The organism is Nostoc sp. DedSLP03, assembly GCF_034530815.1.
In the GTDB taxonomy this organism is placed as follows: Bacteria; Cyanobacteriota; Cyanobacteriia; order Cyanobacteriales; family Nostocaceae; genus Nostoc.
The window spans coordinates 13,517-33,994 of sequence record NZ_JAVRCK010000060.1 but is presented as its reverse complement, the minus strand read 5'-3'; the positions used below and the strand labels follow the sequence as shown (position 1 = coordinate 33,994).

Sequence of the window (20,478 nt, the reverse complement as noted above, 5' to 3'; positions counted from 1 at the left end):
AAAAGTATTTTCTTCTCCCCCTGCCCCCCTGCCTCCCCTGCTCCCCCTGCCTCCCCTGCTCCCCCTGCCCCATTAAGCGGTGATACTACCAGAAAATAAAACTGCATGGAACTGAAAAATTACTGGTTGGCTGCAAATAAAGTTGCTTTACCACGACTACTACAGTGGGTGAATCTCCGACCAGAGGAGAGCGAACGCACTCAGATAATGTTTCTCTTTTATACAATTGTCTGTGTAGGATTGCGGTGGGCAGAAGACAGTACGGTAGCGCTGTTTTTGGATGAATATGGGACTCATCTACTGCCGTGGATGTACATTGCTAGTGCGGCAATGAGTGCCGGACTGGTTTTTTTATACTCTTGGTTGCAAAAGATTTTTCCCTTACGTCGGGTAATTGTGGCGATCGCACCTTGCATGTTGATGCCATTAGTTTTATTAGTTGTATTACGTTGGGGATCGCATTTTTCCTACCTGGCAGTGATTTCGGCTTTTCTGCTGCGGCTATGGGTAGATGCACTTTATGTGGTCAATGACCTCAACACTTCCATTGTCGCCAACCAAATATTTAATATTCGGGAGATTAAACGAACTTACCCACTGGTGAGTAGTGGTCTTTTAGTAGCAGATGTGATCAGTGGCTTTAGTTTACCTTGGCTAGTGCAATACACCACGCTGAATAAGATCATCCTTATCGCCTGTATGGTGATTTTATTAGGATCGGGAATTCTATTCTATTTAACTCATCATTATCGAGCAGCTTTTCCTGAAACCCCACAAAGACTAGCTCCTGAACAACAAGCTTCACGAGAGCGTTTCATTAAAAGTCCGCTAAAGCGGTACGTCTGGCAGTTGTTTGCTTTTGTGGGACTGTTGCAAGTCATTGGGTTGTTAATAGATTTTCAGTATCTGCGCGAACTCCAATCCAATTTGAGCGACCGAGAACTTGCGAGCTTTTTAGGTCTTTTTGGTGGGATGTTGGGACTGTGTGAGTTGTTGTTGCAGTGGTTTTTTTCCAGCCGACTCATCGAACGTATGGGGGTATTTTTCACTGCGACGCTTTTACCAATCACCGTCGGCTTTTCACTTCCAGGAGTGCTGGTATTGCTGCATTTAATTCCAGCCATACAATCGCAAAGCTTTTTCTGGGGTTTGATAATTGTCAAATTCTGCGATGAACTTCTGCGCTACACCTTTGTGATGAGTAGCGGCCCCATTCTGTACCAACCGATTCCAGAGGGAATTCGCAGCCGGATGCAGACTTTATCTGGCGGAACCGCCGAAGCGATCGCCACAGGTTTGACAGGAGCGCTAATTTTTGTGACTATCTTGTTTTGTGGGCGGTTTGTACCCGAATCACTACAAAAATGGGTGTTAGTAGCAGAAACCATGCTGATAGCTGGCACTTGTTTAACAGTAGTTTGGGAATTGCGATCGCGCTATGTAGAACTGTTAGTCTTGAGTGTGGCGCGGGGTCACTTGAGTGCAACCAATGTCGGCTTGCGATTTTTCAAACAGGGTGTAGTCAAAGCTTTAGCAGAAAAAGGCTCTGAGGCTGATAAACGCTCTTGTATTGAACTTTTAGCCCAAATTGATTCCCTTGGAGCGGCCGAAGTTTTAGCCCCGCTACTAGTGAAGTTAACCCCAGATTTGCAGCGCCAAAGTTTGGAAGTGATGCTGATGGGAGGTGTAAATCCGGTTTATTTAGCCGCCATTCGTCCTTTGTTAGAAGAATCCCAAGAAACTAACCCTGAAGTTTTCGCTTTAGCGCTGCGCTACGTTTGGCTAGCTGAACCAAATCCTAATTTAAGCCTCTTAGAAGAATATTTACACCCCAGGCAAAACTCACTCATCCGCGCCACCGCCGCCGCTTTAGTCTTACGCCAGGGAACGCCGATGCAAAAGGTAGCAGCTACCCAAACCATGCGCCGGATGCTGACTCATAAGCAAGAACGGGAACGGGTGAATGGAGTCAGAGCGCTTAGAGAAGCGGTTTATTTGCAGGCATTGCGGATTCATATCCCGAATTTATTACAAGATGAGTCGTTACGGGTTCGCTGTGCCGTATTAGAAATGATTTCAGCCACCCATTTAGAAGAGTATTATTCGGCACTGATTGCAGCACTTTATTACAAATCAACCCGCAGTATAGCCATGTCAGCATTAGTGCGACTAGAAAATGAAGCCTTAGAAATGCTGTTGCGGTTGGCTACCAATATTTATAAACCAGAAGTAGTACGAATGTATGCTTGGCGTACTATTGCTCAAGTCGGTACTCAGCAAGCATTGGAGACTTTATGGGAAAACTTGGAAATATCCTGGGGTACTACTAGGGATCATATTCTCCGCTGCTTACTAAAAATCCACAAACAACCAGGAATTAAAGGTTTAGTAGATCGATTTTATGAAAGTCGGGTAGAAAATTTAATTAAACAGGAATTAAAATTTTTAGGTGAAATTTACGCTGCATATATTGACTTCCAAACATTAGACGAAAAAGAAAATCATCAATCCAATCAGAGGATTGTGATTGTCTCGGAATTACTGCAACGCGCCCTTCTAGAATTGGAATTGGATGTGAAAGAGCGGCTGCTACTATTACTGAAACTGCTTTACTCGCCAGAAAAGATGCAAGCAGCATCCTTCAATCTGCGATCGCTCTCAGTAGTAAACTTAGCGCGAGGGTTAGAAATCTTAGAGCATACCATAACTTTGCCTTCAAAATCTTTATTGTTGAATATTTTAGACAACCGACCACAAACAGAAAAATTGCAATATCTTGTGGAAGCCAAGATCGTAGAATATGAGAATATGGTAGTTAGCGATCGCCTCCACAGATTGCTGATGTTAGGTAATTTCCTTTCTGACTGGTGTCTAGCTTGCTGTTTCCATTATGCTCAAGTGACACGCATCCGACTGACCAGTTCTGAGATACTAGTGAGCTTGCGTCATCCTACTGGCTTTGTCAGAGAAGCTGCGATCGCATATTTAAATATGGTTTCATATCGCGTTCTCTTGCAAATCCTCCCCCAGCTACAAAAAGATCCACATCCTTTGGTGTCCGCTCAAGTTAAAGAGTTACTCGAAAAATACCAATTCAAAAATTACAATTAAAAATCCTCCAATCGCTGTAGAAGTAGAATTAATGCCCAATAACTAATGACAAATGACAAATGACAAATGACAAATGACTATTTGTTAACCTGTAAACTGAAGTAAAAATTCAAAAAATATCAAGAATCATGTACGTACTCATCGGTGGAGCAGGCTTAGTCGGCTTAAGTTTAGCGCAAAAACTAGTAGAACTAGGGCATACTGTTGCTGTAATTGACATTGACCCTATCGCTTGCCGCTACGCCCGCGAACAAGTGGGAGCAATGGCTTTTGAAGGCAGTGCTGTGAGTACAGAAGTATTGTTAGAAGCTGGGATTCGCAAAGCCGATTCCTTAGCAGCAGTTCTCAGAAGTGATGCCTTAAACTTGGCAATGGTAACTCTTGCTAAACACTACGGCGTCACCCATATTTTGAGCCGGATGCGCCACCCCGATTTTGTCGAACCATTGCGGATAGCTGGAGCTAACCATATTATCAGTACTGTTGAACTATCAGTTGCAACAATGGTGAACGCCATTGAGTATCCACAAGTAGAATCAATGATGCATTTTGAGCAGGGACAGATTGAGGTTCTGAAACTTTCCATCCCCAACAATTGCTATGTTGCCGGTCGTAGCGTTGCCGAAATTGCTCAAGATTCCCAATTCCCTACTGGTTCGCTAATTATTGGCTATCAATCTCATCCCCACGAAGATTTGATGATTCCTAACGGCAGTACAATACTGGAACCTCATTCAACTGTGCTGATTGTGACTAAACCAAGATGCTTACATCAAGTCATTGATTTTATTGAACAAAAATGTTGAGCACAGTTCCTACCTAAACTGTTTATTAGGTAGGGTTAGCTACAGATTTAACAATTCAAAATTCAAAACTTGTACTGAGCGTAGTCGAAGTATTCAAAATTCAAAATTCAAAATTCAAGACATTTTCAGACGGGGATTTACAGCAGTTTTCATATATTTGAACCACATCTGTTGTAGGGACGCAAGGCCTTGCGCTTCTACCGCGTCGTCTCTTTACAGAAACTGACTGGAGTCGGAGCCACTTTGCCTCTGCGCTACGTCGAATGGTTGGGTTCTTAAACTCCTTGATTTACGATAATAAAAAAATGGTGAGTTTTGATGAAGCTGTATAGATATATTATTTTAGCGATCGCTCTTATTTTTCTTGTATCTTGTCAATCAACACCAAAGTCACAACCCGATGCCATTCCAGCAGCCCCATTGCAAAAAACAGTGACGCTGGATAAGAATTTTAAGATAGCCAGCGGTGAAACTCTTTATGTTCCGGTCTACTCTCATATCTATCATCACAATCGCCAAGAGATTTTTGAGTTAGCAGTTACGCTTAGTATTCGGAATACAGATTTGACTAATCCGATCGTTATTACTTCTGTGCGCTACTATAACTCAGAAGGAAAACTAGTTAAACAGTATTTGGAGCGCCCTATTCAACTTGATGCCCTAGCTTCGACAGATTTTTTTATCAATAGAAATGACACTAGTGGAGGTTTAGGTGCAAACTTCATTGTCGAATGGGTAGCCCAAACCGAAATATCCGAACCGATAGTAGAGGCAGTCATGATTGGTACTGACTTTCAACAAGGAATTTCTTTTATCAGTCCTAGTAGGGTAATTAAAAGTCAAAATAACAATAAGCGATCGCCTTTAAAATAGAAATCTTAAAAAGCTAATTTATCATTTCCTCTTCCCATCCTCGTTCCCATACGGAGTATGGGAATGCATTCATTGAGTCTCTGACTCAATTTCTAGCTGGAGGCAGCAGTTCCTAATCAATCAGCCAAAGTTCAGAGGTTTATCGACAAAGTTCAGAGGTTCACTCACAAAGCTCAGAGGCTCATCGACAAAGCTCAGAGGTTCACTCACAAAGCTCAGAGGTTCATCGACAAAGCTCAAAGGTTCATTCACAAAGTTCAGAGGTTCATCGACAAAGCTCAGAAGTTCATCAACAAAGCTCAAAGGTTCATTCACAAAGTTCAGAGGTTCATCGACAAAGCTCAGAGGTTCATTCACAAAGGCCAGACTATCCCCAATGCCCCATGCCCTATGCCCCATGCCCCATATTTAATCATCCTCTAATTTCAGTAATTGTTCATCAAGAATTTGTATCCGCTCGCGCACAATTTCTTCTGAGAGAATTCGCTTCCGCATTGCCTCATTGAGCGCTCCTTTTTCTGCCAAGAGTAAACGTCGGCGAATAGCTTCAAGTTTACTGCTCTTGCCACTTCTACCTTCCACCTCATCAGGGCGACGATTATATAGTTCCCGCAGTATTTTTTCTGCACCGGCAATTCGTACCTGATAAGCTGAACGCATCTCTTCATAAACCGCTTTTGGTAATACCCCTGATTTCAATAGGCTATCTAATTCATCTTGTGCCGCCTTACCCGTCATCAGCTGGGCTTGCAACTCTTCAACCTGTTGTTGAACTTCAGAAAATTTAGATAACTTTAAGCGTCTTACCACCCAAGGCAAACTTAAACCCTGTCCTACTAACGACACCAGCACACAGCCGAAGACTATAGCTATCAAAACTTCTCGCCCTGGCAGGGTTGTAGGTAAACTCAATGCCAGAGCCATTGAGAGTGAACCTTTGATGTTGCCTAAAAACAGTAAATGTTGCCAGCGCAGCGGAATTGGACGGTCAATCCAACGAACTAATGCTAGTAGCGGATAAACTGTAAGAACTCGCCCGACTTGAAAAGCCAAAACTGCAAGTAGAATTGCAGGTAAAGTTTTCCAGAGTGTTACCAAATTTATTTCTACACCAATCAACAGAAAAATAAAGGTGTTGACAGTAAAACTGGCATATTCCCAAAAACTCAATAAAGTAATGCGGCTAGAAGCAGAAGTATTCCGAGAAAGCCCAAAATTCCCGAAAATCAATCCAGCAACAACTACAGCCACAGGGCCTGATACACCGAGAAATTGCCCAGCCTGAAAAGTTCCTAATGCAACTGCGACTGTCAGCAAAAGACTGCCAAGGGCATCATCTAAACGGGCAAATACAGGTATACTCAAATAGCCCAAGACTAACCCGACAACGCAGCCTCCTAGAGAGATAAATAGCAGCTGTTGGATTCCCTCTACAAATGTGAGTGAGCCTGTTGAATATACTTGCACGATCAAGTTGAAGGAAACAAGGGCAGCAGCGTCATTGAATAAAGTTTCTCCTTCAACAATGGTGGAAAGCCGCGAGGGTACTGGTATCTCCTTAAATACAGCAATCATGGAAACAGTATCAGTGTTTGCCAGAATTACTCCGACAAATAACGCAGGTATCCAACTCAGTCCCAGCCCAAATTTCAACAGGACGGCAATAATCGCACTGGAAATCACAGCCCCTGGCCCAGCTAGTAAGGCAATTGGTTTAAAGGTGCTGCGTAAGCGGCTGACATCTGTATTAATACCAGCTTCAAAGATCAGAATTGGTAAGAAAAGATCCAAAACAAGGGTTGGACTTAAACCAATCCGACGAGACAATAACTCAGTGATGGGTAAACCTGCTAATACTAAACCCGTAACATAAGGGATTCCCAACCGCCGGGATAGCAAAGCTACTCCTGTAGCCACAACCAAGAGAATAATTGAAACTTTGACTAATTCGGTAACATCCACTATTGCGTTTTGGAGAGTTAGTTTGACTTGACTGATAAATTCTCTCTTCATTCATGCCAAATTAGCAAGTTCAGGGTGTGGGTTCAGAACTTCTAATTTCCTCTACTTGACCAACTTCAAAAATTAGGGTGAATGGTTGCCCCATCTCTCGTTTGATAAATTCTTCTAATAATTCTACTTGCCGAGGTGTGACAGGTTCTCTTGCCCGGACGCTCAAACGCACTTCTGGCGGATTTGTCAACCAATTGGTATTACTGTTAAGCAACTGCAAGCGTCCAAAGGTGACAGTTCGATTCAATAATGCCCGTCGTAAGCTGGTTTCTAGTTGTGCTTGTCGTACAAGTCGGGCAAAGCTGACTCCCAAGGGAATTAGTAAGATAGCTGTCAAAGCCATAGTCCAAATTAGAGGTTGGCGTGCCCGCGCCATTGAAGTGTAACCTGTTACTACGAATGTCACCATACAGGAGAGGGCAATACCTAATAAGTTGGTGAGATAAAGTAGAGTTGCTCCGAAACTGAGTGACCAATTTCCTTGTGCCAAGCCTAAGCCAATAACACAGATGGGGGGCATGAGGGCAACAGCGATCGCAGTTCCCGCTAAACTACCAGAGATTTTCGTCTCAACTTTCGCGTAGCCACTAATACCACCAGCCACTACCGCAATTCCCAAATCTAACAACGTTGGTCTTGAGCGGGCTAACACTTCACTACCATAGCTGGGCAATCCCACCAGCAAACCTAGAGAAAAGGCGATCGCTATCGCTAACATCGTGCCCACTGCTACAGCAATTATCCCCTTGCGGAACAGGGTAATATCTGCTTGTAAAGCACCAAAAGCTAACCCGCGAATTGGCAACATCAGAGGGGCAATAATCATCGCGCCAATAATCACGGCTGCACTGTTGGACAATAAACCGAAAGTAGCGATCGCACAGGAGCTAATAATTAAAATTATGTAAGCTGAGTCTGGGGTAGATTCTGCCAGCAAGTCTGTTTGTAGCTGTTGGAGTTGTTCCGGCTGCGAACCCCGGCGGCGGAAATTTTTAAACCGGTCTCGAATGTTATTACCCAAGACCTTCCTCCTAAATACTCGATTAACTGTAAAATATTCAATCTCTGGTGATTAAAGTCTTACATTAAGCTGGTGTCATCTGAAAATAGTCAGACGATCATAAATGCAAAATAATACCAGGAATTTTCTTATGGTACTTGAATCTGCGATCGCCGAGGAAGTCATTACAAATAATCTCAAGCAGTTTCTGTTGGTACTTTCAGTGTCTTTAGGTGTGGCGACACTACCGCAGATATTTAGTTGGTTTCGCCATATACCTTACACCTTGCTATTGGTGATTGTCGGGTTAGGTTTAGCCTTTGTCGATGTGCGTTTAGTAACCCTTTCTCCCGAATTAATTTTATTCATTTTCTTACCACCGCTGCTATTTGAAGCTGCATGGAATTTGAAATGGGCAGAACTGAAGCGAGATTTAGTGCCAATTTGCTTGTATGCGGTGTTTGGGGTGTTAATTGCGATCGCAGGGGTAGCGATCGCTCTCAATCAATTCGTTGGTATTTCTCTAACTACAGCTTTACTTATTGCAGCCAGTCTATCTGCAACTGACCCTGTTTCTGTCACCGCTTTGTTTCCCGAACTGGGTGTAGATAGTCGTCTTGTTACCTTAATGGAAGGCGAAAGCTTGTTCAATGATGGCATGGCTGTAGTTGCCTTTGGTTTTTTGGTAGCCTTATCTTTCGGAACTGTAGAATTGGAATTCCAGCCAATTTTATTGCAATTATTTACAGTTGTTGGCCTCGGTGTAGCAGTGGGAGCTTTCATTGGGTTTGGGATTTCCTACCTTACCCAGCGCTTCGATTTGCCTTTAGTGGAACAATCTTTAACTTTAGTTTCCGCCTACGGAACTTACCTAATTATTGAAGACTTAGGCGGTTCTGGAGTAATTGGAGTTGTCACCACAGGGTTAATTTTAGGCAACTTTGGCTCTCGTATCGGCATGAATCCCCGCACCCGGATTATTGTCTCCGAATTTTGGGAATTTCTGGCATTCTTTGTTAACTCAATTGTCTTCTTGCTAATTGGCGACCAAATACGCTTTGCTAGTTTAGGCGAAAACCTGCAAATCATTATAGTGACAGTCGTAGCAATGATTTTGATGCGGGCAGTTGGTATTTACATTCTCAGCAAATTGAGTACTAGCATCACCAAATCGGAAATTTCTTTACCAGAACAAACTATTTTATGGTGGGGTGGGTTACGCGGTTCCGTCTCTATTGCTTTGTTTGGCATTGAGTGTATCGACGACACTGCCAGAGCGAGAAAAAATCATTGCAACAGTATTTGGAGTAGTTTTATTTACTCTGCTTGTTCAGGGATTGACCATCAAACCTTTGCTGGAAAAACTCAATTTGCTAGGTGATGCACCCTTACGCGAGCAATATTTAGAATTGGTTGCCCGTCATGTTGCCTTAGAACGCGTTTTAGAACACCTCCAAACAGACCAACGCCCCGGTATTGACCCAGAGTTTCGCTGTTATCAAGAGACACTAATCAAAGGCGAACTTGCAGATTTACGGATAGAAATTGACAAATTACAGGGTGAATATCCCAATCTTCAGAGCTTTACGGCTGAACAATTTCGAGGAGAACTGTTGGCAATTGAGGCAGATACTTATGCAGAATTTGTCAAATCTGGTCGGTTAAATAAAGAACTAGCATCTATGCTTGAGGATGTTTTGCAGAATCAATCTCACTGAAAAAGATATCAAACCTAAAAACCCAGTTTTCTGGTATATCTTTACAAAACTAACGCAAACAATAGGCAAAAAAAAATTATTTTCAGGTAGAGGCAATTCATGAATTGCCCCAGAGCGCGTATAGTTCCAATTTGAAAAAAGAATGCAACACATAGACCATTTGTAGAGACGCAATTCATCACGTCTTTACCCAAGGATGTGTTGCAATCATCAATTTAGTTTTGCGTCAGTCCTAATTTTACTCGAACCCGATAACTCCCGGAATTTCAAGGACAAAATCTGCCCCATATACAGATGCAGGAGTCTGGAATCCTACCTTAACTTCGCCTTGAATCACCCGTTTGATAACTGCTACAGCCGCCAATGCCGTAAAATCGTATGCTTCCGGCCCTAAGAGCTTTGCAGTTACTTGGTGACCAGTTTCATCCTCAGCAATACCAATTACTCGAGCTTGCCCTTTGGCTCGTTCTGCCGCCGTTGGCCCAGTGGGTAGAGTTTTAATTAGACTTGCTAAAGCACTTTGGAATAGAGACGAGTTAAATAACCCTCCCAAATACTGGCTCGACTCCATCAGGAAGCCCACAGGATTAGGAAATACGGTATAAACCTCAATATTAGGAATACCCGTAGTCTGAAACGCAGTGATAATATCAGCACGCCAAGGGTTTGTTACTGCTGTCTCGGGCCCATAACCAAAATCAACTTTACGTCTTTTCGATGCTGGGCGAGATGGAATGAGCTTACCTGCTTCTCGGACTACCCCGATATGATGTAAAGTTGGCAGTACTGTATTTGCAGTTCCCTGAGATACACCGCCCACTGTTTCATAGATTAAAATCAGTCGTGTTGCAGATGCTAACTTCTGTTTCAGGTAAGCAGCTACACAATCAGTAGGGACAACTCCAAATCCCACACCAGGGAGAAGCATTATCCCTGCACTTTTAGCCTCAGTATCTCGTGCTTGTAGCGCCTGAAATTCAGGTACTTCGCCAGCTATGTCTAAATAATGAGTTTTAGTTTGGAGGCAGGCATCGACAAGTGGCTTTGAGGTTTTGGAGAAAGGCCCAGAGCAGTTGATGACAGCAATTATATCCTCAAGAGAGCGAGCGATCGCCTGCGGATCGTCTAAGCCAAAAACCCGAAAGTCCAAACTTAATTCATTGGCTACAGCTGCTAGTGAACTTTGATTGCGTCCAGCTAAAATTAATTCCAGTCCGTTATTTTTAGCAGATTCAGCAATGAGTTTTCCAGCATAGCCAGTTGCACCATACAATAACACCCTTGATGTCATTATTATCACCAGCTAGGAATTAATTGTTCGCAATCTGCTGCCATAACCTGACTTCAGGTGGTTCAACCAAAAATTGTTCTGACTTTTCGTTCAAAGCTTTAATATACGGCTGCTGTAGATGTTGAGCTAAAATTTCCTGGCTGACCCAGTTTTCATGCAATAGAAACAAAGATGGCTCTTCAACAGATTGATGTAAATCGTAATTAATACAACCTTCTTCTGCAAGTGTAAGAGCTATTACAGGTTGAAATTCCTGCTTAAAATTATCTTCCAAACCTGGCTTCACTTTTAGTCGAGCGGTGACGGTTACTTTCTGATTTGACATTGTGATTCCTCTTTTTTAGTAAAACTAATTCAAGTATTAATGCTGTTAATAATTTCCGAAGGTTTGAAGTAGTTATAAGGTATGGGACGAGTTTGATTTCTAATATCTATTTGCCGTTCTATTTCATGCAAATTCTGTTGAAATTGCACCACAATTTCCTGCGCCAATGGATCGGCAAACTCCTCATCATAAAAACCCAATTTATCATAGTGGTACGATGTTAAAATCTCAGTCCACATCACCTGATCGGCAGCTTGTTTAAAGGGAGGAAGTATCTTCATGATAGTTTCCAAATCCACACCTTTAGTTTCTGGAATTGGGTGGTAGGCTGCATAGGGCATATTGGGTACAAAAGCCATATATTCGTACTGAGAAAAATTCAAAGCAGAGTGTAGAGGAGCGCAAGTGAATACTACCACACTGATGATTTCAATCAGTTGTTCTAGAGTCTCAATCTTGGCTGGCATTCCCTTGACTCTACCACCATCTTGAGCTACTAATTCTCTAGCCCAATTTTGCAACTCATAGTCGTCACTGATATCCTGTGAGGTTTGGTAATAGAGTTGCAAGTATTCAGCCACAAACTTTTCGACGGCATTCCAAATTAATATGCCATCATCCCGGAAAGGAAAGTGCGGTAAAATTTCTGGGTCATCCGTTTGGCGACTTTTTATTAACCGAGGGAAAGTAAATTTTTCCACACTCCATTCTTCATAAACCTTCGCTACAAATCCAAGAGACTCCGCCAATGAACCTGCCATAAACTCATCAACCGGGCCTCCAGGTTGTAAAAACTGAGTGCGTCCCAAATCGTTATCAAATAGCATGAAACGGAAGTGGGGTTTTAACAGTAAGGCAATGGGATGATTTTCTGCTAGTTGCCGCGCAGTGACAATCGCAAACGGAGCCATAACTGCATGAGTATAGGCGAAATGACTACCCAATTCTTGATGGTTGCCATCAGCAATTTGAACGCAGGTTTTTGCCAAAAACCAATCTAAATGGGGGTCATCTGGTGTATAAATCACGCTTTTTGCACCAGAGTCATGATTAATCTGAATCGCAACAGGTACTAGAGAACCACCATTAGGACTATCATTACTTTGCCAGTAAAATAAAGCTTGTGGCTTGGGAAGGTACTTTTTAACATTCTCGTAGACACCACCTTTAATATCAGATAACAAAGGATAATCTAAGAAATACAGCTTGCCTTCCTTAAGTGCCTTTTCCAAAGTAAATTCTGTACCTGCTACCTTCTGAAAATGTGCATCTGTGACAGCAAAATTCTCAGGTAATACATCAATTTTTTGGATAGCTAATGGGTTCGCTCCAGAGAGTCGTTGTTCTGCAAAACAAGAGTCGGTTTTGTAATTTTTTATAACATCGGGTTTTGGTAGGAGTGACAAAAGTTCTTCATATTCTTCCAATTCATCTAGTGGGTCTAAGAAGTTTCTCGCTTTAGCAGCTAGCATATTTGGCGCAAGAGTTGCCATACTTGCCAAACGTTTAGCAGTATATTCCGCCGAGAATATTTCCTTATGAGGAACTTTATCAATGACTGGTAGAGGAGCTAGATAATCGTAATTAAATTTGTACTCTTCTCGATTTTTATCTAGCCAATTGATTCGGACATTAACATCAGGGTCTTTTTGTGGTAAATATGGTTTCACGATGATCTCCAATTCGCTTTTTGAGCGGTTGCTAGTAAATGATTAACGTCAGGATTTAGCAAACAAACTTCATTACAGAGTTTTCAGATACTCAATCAAAGCTTTTTTATTCTCATCAGATAAATCAGTGCCATAAATATGTCCCTGATTTGAATTAGCAGTTACCTTGGTATCGTATTTAAAACCTATAGCTTTGGCTTCATCTCCCTCAGTAATAAAACCAACTTTTTTCGGATCGTAGACATCATATCCCCGATAGAAAACTTGAGGACGATTCTCTGGTTTCTCGAACAAATCTTGTAAAGATGGGACTGAACCATTATGTAAATATGGCGCTCTTAACCATAATCCATCTAGGGAAACAGATACATACCCATTGGTTTTACGTAAGTTTTTGAAGTCCCAAGGATAGCCATCACCAAAATGATTGTAAGTATCCGCTCCTTCTTGCGTCCACATATCTAACCGATGGCGGTCAGTTCCCACTTCTTCCACAGGGATAACAGTACCCGTTCTTTCCCCACCAAAAGCGTGACAAGATGCACAAGTATTAGCAAAAATTTGACTTCCTTTTGCAGCCACTTGCTCATCAATAGCAAATGGATATTTAGGAGGTGGTAGTTCTTGAATAAAATCTTCTACTCGTTGTAAATCGGCTACAGGAAGTGATTTTTTGGTAGCACCATCACCAATTGCTCCAGTTTGAACAGTTTCTGTTAGTGAAGTTTCTAAGCCATCCCAATGGAGTGCAAACCCTTTGTGCATCTTTTGATTCCAAAGAGGCATCATATCAGAGTTGCCAATAGTGTTATCTTTAGGCAACTTTAAAGTATTGAATTTAACTGGATTAAAAGGATCGATTCGACCAGGCCCCCAGTTAGGACGGGAATCTGTCCAACTATAGTCTTCTTTCTGTTGCAGCAGTGCTTTCTTAGTTTGAGGAATTAGCAGATAGCGATAAAGTAAATTTTCTAACCAGGAAAGGTTGTAATTATATTTGATTTCGTCAAGGATATAATCTGCTGTAAATCTGGGATCGCCAGCAGTTGCACTCAAAAATCGTAAATAGCCTTGTGAATCAAATTTATTAGCAGGAGCCGCAGCCACAATTGTGGGTTTATCTTTCTCTGTTTTTCTATAGGTGGCAGTATGGCAAACAGCGCAAGTTATACCAACGCGAGGGAAACCAATGGTTTTTTTCGTAAACCCAACTGGCATTTCTTTACCCTCTTCCCAAGTGATTCCCAAGGAAGTATAACCACCTGGCCCTGGTAATTTATCAGGGAATATTCGTGGTAGTACCAGCCAAATCCAATAGGGAACACCTTGCGCTTCTTCTGTGCCAATAGAACCATATTTAAAGTGTTCTTCAGACGATTCATAATATGTGGGAACCTCTCGAAAAAGGTTGTACCATCCCACATACCCAACTACACCAGCTAAAAGAACCACAATTAAAACGATGCTTGTGATTACCCTACCTATTTTATTTTTGAGTATTGTCATGGCACTCTTTTGCTCCTTTGCAGAAGAATCTGTTTGTAGTGCAGGAATATACCTACACTAGACTAGGGATAAAATTAGAATAATTGCTTCACTGAAATTGCAGCGATTGCATTTTGCTACGCATTGCTAGGGTCAGAAGAATTAGTTCCGCTAATCCGAAAAACAGGTCTACAAAGGCAATGGATAAAAATCCTTTATCTTGCCCAAAGAAAAGTACTGCACAAATGAAAAATGTTGAGCCAAAAGCTCTTGAAGGAAATATTGATATCCAGGCAGTTGCCTGATATCGGTACGGGTCAAGTGCCCCAGGAATATAAAATGCACTAATAATAAACAACAGCATTCCCGCAGCACGAACCCAGATAATTGGCTCTGGTATATGCATTTTAAGGAACGTCAGCATTAATTCTGGAAAAAAGCAAGAAGGAATGACAAAAAGCATATTAACAATAATGCCAAGCCAAGTAACGCGACTAAACCATTTAGCGTAATTATTCATTTTTCTCTCCTTTTAAAGTTTTTTCATGTACTCAACTAGGGCATTTTTATCTTCTGTAGGAAGATCGGTTCCATATAAATGACCACTGTTACTATTTCCAGGCTTTGTGGTATCGAACTTAAAGTATTGCTTACCGTTTTCTACACCGACATCAGATACAAAACCAACTTTTGCTCTATCAATCACATCGTAGCCACGATAGAATTCTTTAGGTCTATTTTCTGGTGTTTCTAGTAAATCCCGTAAGGTGGGGACTGAGCCATTGTGCAGATAAGGGCCGCGTAACCAAACACCATCAAGGGGCATATTTGCATAGCCATTAGTCTTACGGAAATTCTTAAAGCGCCAGGGATACCCTGTATACAGAGTATTTTGGTTAGACATCGTTTTGTAGGTATATGAGTCAAGACGATGAGGGTCTGTACCAATTTCTTGAATTGGGACAACTTTGCCTGTATATGCACCACCAAAAGCATGACAACTAGCACAATTACTTTCAAAAAGCTGTTCTCCCTTCGCTGCTATAGTTTCGTTAACTTCGTAGGGATATTTTGGTGGTGGTAGTTCCCAAAGCCAATCAGCAACTCTCTGAATTCGAGGCAAATCAATCGTTGTGGGTGTGACTCCAGCGCCTAAAGCTGCACTCTTATTTCGTTCATCAACGGAAGTGTTATTACCATCCCAATGTAACTGCAATCCCTCGCGGGGTTTTTGGTTCCAAACGGAGGGGAAATCAGAAGTACCAATCAGTTCATCCTCACGCAACTTATCCATTGGGAAATGGAATTGAATTGCTTTATAAGGATTAAAAGTATCTACTCTTCCTGGGCCCCAATCTGGCTGTTTTTCAACAAACTTAAGTCGAGATGCCTGATTAATTAGTGCGTCTCTAGTTTGAGGAATTGCAATGAAGCGATAAAGTAATTTTTCAATGGGATTAATACCACCACTGATTTTTTCAATTTCTGGCAACATCCGGTTAGCAGTAAAGCGCTCATCTACACCAACTGCTGACAAGAATTTGATATATCCCTGCAAATTAACTACATTAGCAGGCATTGCCGTGATGACTTGATGTTCGCTATTGGGAGTATTTCGCAGCGTTCCTGTATGACATACAGCACAATTCAAGCTAACTCTATCGATAAAGACTCGCCTTTGCGAAAAACCTATAGGTAAATCTTTCTCAGGTTCTTTGATAAATCCCAAAGAAGTATAACCTTTTCCAGGTAATTTATCTGGGAATAATTCTGGTAAAACTTTCCAAATCCAGTAAGGGATGCCATTGACTGGTTCGCTGCCGATTGAACCATATTTAAAGTGGTTTTCAATATCAGCATAATCCACTGGGGAGTTAGACAAAACAGGCCAAAGGAAAAATACTGCTACTGCTACAATACCTACAATCACAACCCAAATCCGCTGGAATATTCCCTTGATTGAGGTTGGAAGTAGAGTAGGGTTTGTTTGTTCAGTCATGAAACACTCCCCATTTTGTCGAGATTATTTGTAAGCGAAATTGTCGATGCGATCCGCATCGCTTTTTTATCTAGATAAATTTGCAAACTGAGTTTCATGAAAGACTGACATTACTTCTTCCATCATCTCTTCATAGCTATTGAAGCGATCCTGCTCGTAACAACCCAAGGGATTTTCAATTACATTCAGCAGACATTTATTGCAATAAGTACACGGTTTATCTGCCAGGTCTTTACCTGCTTTAAAAGATTTAGCTAGGTCATTATTAGCAATTAGGGTACGAGCCATTGTCACCCCATCGCAATAATGATCATTTATTGCCTGACGAATATAAGAAGCTTGCTGTAAACCACCTGTACATAATACAGGAATATTAACGTGCTTTTTAATTTCTCTGGAATCTAGTAAGTTTCTGCCTTGGTTCTCTATTAGTAGCTGTTTGATTTTCGGGTCTTTTACATCATCACCACTAAATGCTTGAGAAGGCAATTGCTTTTTCACGCGATTCCATAAAAAATTGAAAATTGGATGCAAAAATGCTTTGCGAAATAAAATGTAGTTGCGTGTGGTTTCGACACCACTTGACAACATGGCATCATAAGTTCTAGTAATGACATCAAAATTAAAATCACCAATGGGATTAAGTGGGTGAGGAAATAAGCTACCAGTTGACACATGCACAGCATCAGCCCCAGCTTCTTCTGCCCATTGACAAACTTGGATAGAATCTTCTATGGTATTACCTGGTTTTTCCCAAAAGGTGACGGCGTTGTTATAGTCAACGGCACTAATTTTAAATTGCAGATGAAAGTCGTTGCCTACTTCTTTGCGGATTGCTCTAATTACATCTAGCAAAAACCGCGCTCGATTCTCTAATGAACCACCATATTCATCTTGACGGTCGTTAATTCCAGAACTGAGAAATTGATTAAAAAGATACCCATTAGCACTGTGCAATTCCACTCCGTCTAAACCTGCTTCACGGGCACGTCTAGCACCATCGGCGAAGTATTGGATTGTTTCTTTAATCTCTTTTTGTGTCATCGCTTGACACAAAAAGCCGTGGAATGGCTCAGTTTGGCTAGTGGAACTTAAGGCTTTTTTTCCTAAGTTTTCTACACCACCAATATCTTGCTGTCGCCCCGAATGACTTAATTGCAAAATAAATTTACAGTCATATTCGTGGACTCTTTCTCCTACTTTTCGCCAAAAAGGAATGCGCTCATCACAGTTAATGGTGGCGTAATTGGGCATAATTCGTCCCCGGATGGCAACAGGGACAAAGGAACTAATAATCGCCCCTACACCACCACGGGCAAACTTTTCTTCCCAGTTGATTCGGGCTTGAGTACCTGAACCATCATAGTTATCCCATCTGCCAGAAATACTAGAGCGAAATATCCGATTTTTGACTGTGAGATTACGAAATCTCAATGGCTCAAAGATAATATCGTTTTCCATGTGTTTCTCTGTCTTTTCTCGTTTCGGCAATAAAATAAGGCGGCAAAATTTTTTGTAGCACTAACAGTCTCGCCAGAGAACTATTATTTCTAGTGTCTCTGGGAGGGCAGTTTTTTATGTCTACAAATCTACAGTGGAGATTTTCGGATGCGATCGCTAAGTATTAAGTTTTTGTTACTTAAATTTACTTAACCAGTTTCAGCATGGATATTTATCCTTATTGGTTTTTACAGTTATATAAAGACTTTTGCAATTTGTAAACCTATCGGTATTTACAGAGCAATTCTTAAAAAAAGTGAAAATTTCTGTCTTTTATTTTTCTTAAAAGGTTAAGGCAACCTTAAAAGTAGCTAAAAGGATTTGCTCACAATTTGTTACAAACCTAACCAAGTAGGTAGGAAATCGATATAACCATAGCAAATTGGTTATTGAAGACCATTGTAAATTTACAAATTTTTAAGTTTTTGATGTAGAAATGTATAAAAGTTTATTAATGACGTTTTGCAAATTTGTGTAGTAACTTCATATATAACGAACCTCAGTAAGGTACATTAATCATCAAAATCTCCTCAGACTAAATCTGGAAAATGGGAAATTACTGATGAAGCATTAATGTACCTCTGCAAATGTGAGGTGCAACGGAAAAGGTTTAGGTGTTACAACCAGAGAGTTTTATGAAAAAGACAAGTCTAATTTTTAAGGGCTGTCTGCTCCTCCTATTCGTGACTGTGTTTATAATCTGCGGCTTTTATGGAACGCCTACAGCTCTAGCTGATGAGTATAGTGAAATACCTACATCCATAAGTACCAAGTATTCAGATACGGGTGTATCTGAATACCCTGATAACTGCGAAGGTATCGGTTATCTCCCAGAGTACACAAAGGAGAATTTGACAGATGCCGAGAAACGGGGTCGTTGCACTTGGTACTTATGGACTGGCGGTAATTCTAAGTACTATCGCGATTTAGCCAAGCGAACGCGTGGTGGTGTTGACTTGTTAAAGCTGATTGACTCGCGCGTGCATAACGAGCGATTGCAACGTTATGGCGCAATTAACGATCCTGGATGTGAAAAAGCAACAGCCCCAGATAAATACGGATTGTGGCTAGATGAGTGTAAAGATCCGCTCTCAACTGGTGTTATTGGGTTGCGTAAGTTCCAAAACCCCAACTTCGACTCGACAAAATGGAACCCTGTTGAATATGCCAAAACTTCACAAATTGAGCCTCCATACGTAATTGGTCAGTCCTGCGCCATTTGTCACGTAGCGTTAGATCCCCTCAATCCACCCAAAGACAAAGAACATCCAAGATGGGAAAACCTGGTACCAGCATTGGGTAATCAGTACATCAAAGAAAACAAATTATTTGGAAGCAGCGTTGCGGATAATAGTTTTATTAAGCAAGTACTTGACTCTCAAAAACCTGGTACTTCTGATACTTCTCGGATTGCCACCGATCACATCAATAATCCGAATGCGATCAATGCCATTTTTAATTTAGGCGATCGCCCCAAATATCCAGAGGTGATGAACGATGGTTCAACCAAAGATGTTAATCATATTCTCAAGGATGGTGCAGACTCTACAGGAGTGGCAAATGCCTCACTACGCGTCTACGTCAACATTGGGATGTGCGGCGATTACTGGACAAGTCTTCATGAGCCTTTATTAGGCAGAACTCCCCAAAAACCTTTTGATATCGAAAAGGCACGGAAAGAGTGCGAAGGCTGGAGACAGACAGAAGCACGTATGGCTGATGCCGAAGCATTCTTAAAAACCATCCAGCCGATGCACCTGAAAGATGCACCAGATGGTGAAAAGTTCTTGACTAAAGATGAAGAAGTTCTCAAACGTGGGAAGCTGGTTTTTGCCAGCACTTGTGCTAGTTGCCATTCCAGCAAAAAGCCACCTGCTGCGATCGCTGCTGACCCCGAACAGGCTCAAAAATGGTACGAAGAGTCTGTACTCAGTAGTAATTTCCTCGACCACAACTTCTTGTCTGATGACCAGCGTTACCCGGTTACTTTAATTGGGACTAATGCAGCGCGATCGCTAGGGACAAATGCCAGTAAAGGGCATATTTGGGATCAGTTCTCGTCGAAGACGTTCAAAGAACTGCTATCACCAGGGACTTTGACGCTGTACAACCCCTTCGATCAGAAAAAACCCATCGAATTTAAGATACCTGATGGCGGTTTGGGATATTACCGTACACCCTCACTAGTGAGCATTTGGGCAACAGCACCACTTCTGCACAACAACACACTAGGACTTTACAACGAAGATCCTTCAGTAAAAGGACGTGTAGAAGCCTATACGGATGCGATGGAAAAGCTGCTGTGGCCTGAAAAGCGTGAGGGAATTATCAGCAGGACATCTCAAGATACTAAATTAGAGCTTCCCCCAGGAGATCCGAATCCGAGATTTAAACTTCCTGTTCCTAAAGGTACACCTGTGAATTTGCTGGCAAGCATCAATATGAGAGAGGCGATTACATCTCTCAATCTCGGCAGCCTTTTCCAAGATTTGAAACCGGAGGGTGGAATTAAAGGTAAGTTGGCACGTGTACTTTTAAGAGCCAACAAATCTCCTGACTTTGTAGAAGATGAGGGTCATTATTTTGGCTCAAATCTCCCAGATGAAGACAAGAAAGCTTTGATTGAGTTCGTGAAAACTTTCTAAGTACAGCTCCTGTGTAATATCGTGGTGTTTTAAACGCAGAGA

The 20,478-nt window shown here is 41.7% G+C and carries 14 protein-coding genes and 1 pseudogene; 5 read left to right on the top strand and 10 right to left on the bottom strand.

The features are described from left to right. Nucleotides 1-105: 105 nt before the first annotated feature. The 3 genes from RM368_RS25050 (at nt 106) to RM368_RS25040 (ending at nt 4,790) form a co-directional block, all read left to right on the top strand. Complete coding sequence (locus RM368_RS25050; protein WP_322696541.1) at nt 106-3,111, top strand: MFS transporter; 3,006 nt, start codon at nt 106-108, stop codon at nt 3,109-3,111. A gap of 128 nt (nt 3,112-3,239) precedes the next feature. Then, complete coding sequence (locus RM368_RS25045) at nt 3,240-3,917, top strand: TrkA family potassium uptake protein (protein WP_322696540.1); 678 nt, start codon at nt 3,240-3,242, stop codon at nt 3,915-3,917. 318 nt (nt 3,918-4,235) lie between these two features. After that, nucleotides 4,236-4,790 (top strand): DUF3124 domain-containing protein, encoded by a 555-nt coding sequence (locus RM368_RS25040; protein ID WP_322673180.1) that lies wholly within the window; start codon nt 4,236-4,238, stop codon nt 4,788-4,790. A 120-nt stretch (nt 4,791-4,910) separates the two neighbouring features. Here the strand turns inward: RM368_RS25040 and RM368_RS25035 are convergent, their stop codons facing one another. The 3 genes from RM368_RS25035 to RM368_RS25025 form a co-directional block, all read right to left on the bottom strand. Further along, nucleotides 4,911-5,147, bottom strand: a complete 237-nt coding sequence (locus tag RM368_RS25035; RefSeq protein ID WP_322696539.1) for a hypothetical protein — start codon at nt 5,145-5,147, stop codon at nt 4,911-4,913. A 51-nt stretch (nt 5,148-5,198) separates the two neighbouring features. Then, entirely contained in the window at nt 5,199-6,752 is a 1,554-nt protein-coding gene (locus tag RM368_RS25030) for a cation:proton antiporter (RefSeq protein WP_322696559.1), read from the bottom strand. 70 nt (nt 6,753-6,822) lie between these two features. After that, nucleotides 6,823-7,824, bottom strand: a complete 1,002-nt coding sequence (locus RM368_RS25025) for a DUF389 domain-containing protein (protein WP_322696538.1) — start codon at nt 7,822-7,824, stop codon at nt 6,823-6,825. Nucleotides 7,825-7,954: 130 nt separating this feature from the next. On the opposite strand from RM368_RS25025, the pseudogene RM368_RS25020 reads away from it, so the two are divergent. After that, nucleotides 7,955-9,521: pseudogene (locus RM368_RS25020) on the top strand (cation:proton antiporter). 238 nt (nt 9,522-9,759) lie between these two features. Here the strand turns inward: RM368_RS25020 and RM368_RS25015 are convergent. The 7 genes from RM368_RS25015 to RM368_RS24985 form a co-directional block, all read right to left on the bottom strand. Further along, on the bottom strand, nt 9,760-10,812 hold the full coding sequence (locus tag RM368_RS25015) for a saccharopine dehydrogenase family protein (protein ID WP_322696537.1): 1,053 nt from the start codon (nt 10,810-10,812) through the stop codon (nt 9,760-9,762). Between the two features lie 19 nt (nt 10,813-10,831). Next, complete coding sequence (locus RM368_RS25010; RefSeq protein WP_322696536.1) at nt 10,832-11,137, bottom strand: putative quinol monooxygenase; 306 nt, start codon at nt 11,135-11,137, stop codon at nt 10,832-10,834. A 29-nt stretch (nt 11,138-11,166) separates the two neighbouring features. Then, nucleotides 11,167-12,807: a lipoxygenase family protein gene (locus tag RM368_RS25005; RefSeq protein WP_322696535.1), complete on the bottom strand. Its 1,641-nt coding sequence runs from the start codon at nt 12,805-12,807 to the stop codon at nt 11,167-11,169. A gap of 72 nt (nt 12,808-12,879) precedes the next feature. Further along, the gene (locus RM368_RS25000; RefSeq protein WP_322673174.1) at nt 12,880-14,313 is read right to left on the bottom strand and encodes a c-type cytochrome; all 1,434 of its coding nucleotides are present in this window, start codon (nt 14,311-14,313) and stop codon (nt 12,880-12,882) included. A gap of 88 nt (nt 14,314-14,401) precedes the next feature. Next, complete coding sequence (locus tag RM368_RS24995) at nt 14,402-14,812, bottom strand: hypothetical protein (protein WP_152591000.1); 411 nt, start codon at nt 14,810-14,812, stop codon at nt 14,402-14,404. Between the two features lie 12 nt (nt 14,813-14,824). Further along, entirely contained in the window at nt 14,825-16,291 is a 1,467-nt protein-coding gene (locus tag RM368_RS24990; RefSeq protein ID WP_322696534.1) for a c-type cytochrome, read from the bottom strand. Between the two features lie 66 nt (nt 16,292-16,357). Then, on the bottom strand, nt 16,358-17,752 hold the full coding sequence (locus tag RM368_RS24985) for an NADH:flavin oxidoreductase (RefSeq protein WP_322696533.1): 1,395 nt from the start codon (nt 17,750-17,752) through the stop codon (nt 16,358-16,360). A gap of 674 nt (nt 17,753-18,426) precedes the next feature. On the opposite strand from RM368_RS24985, the gene RM368_RS24980 reads away from it, so the two are divergent. Continuing rightward, entirely contained in the window at nt 18,427-20,436 is a 2,010-nt protein-coding gene (locus RM368_RS24980; protein ID WP_322696532.1) for a hypothetical protein, read from the top strand. The last annotated feature ends 42 nt before the right edge of the window (nt 20,437-20,478 follow it).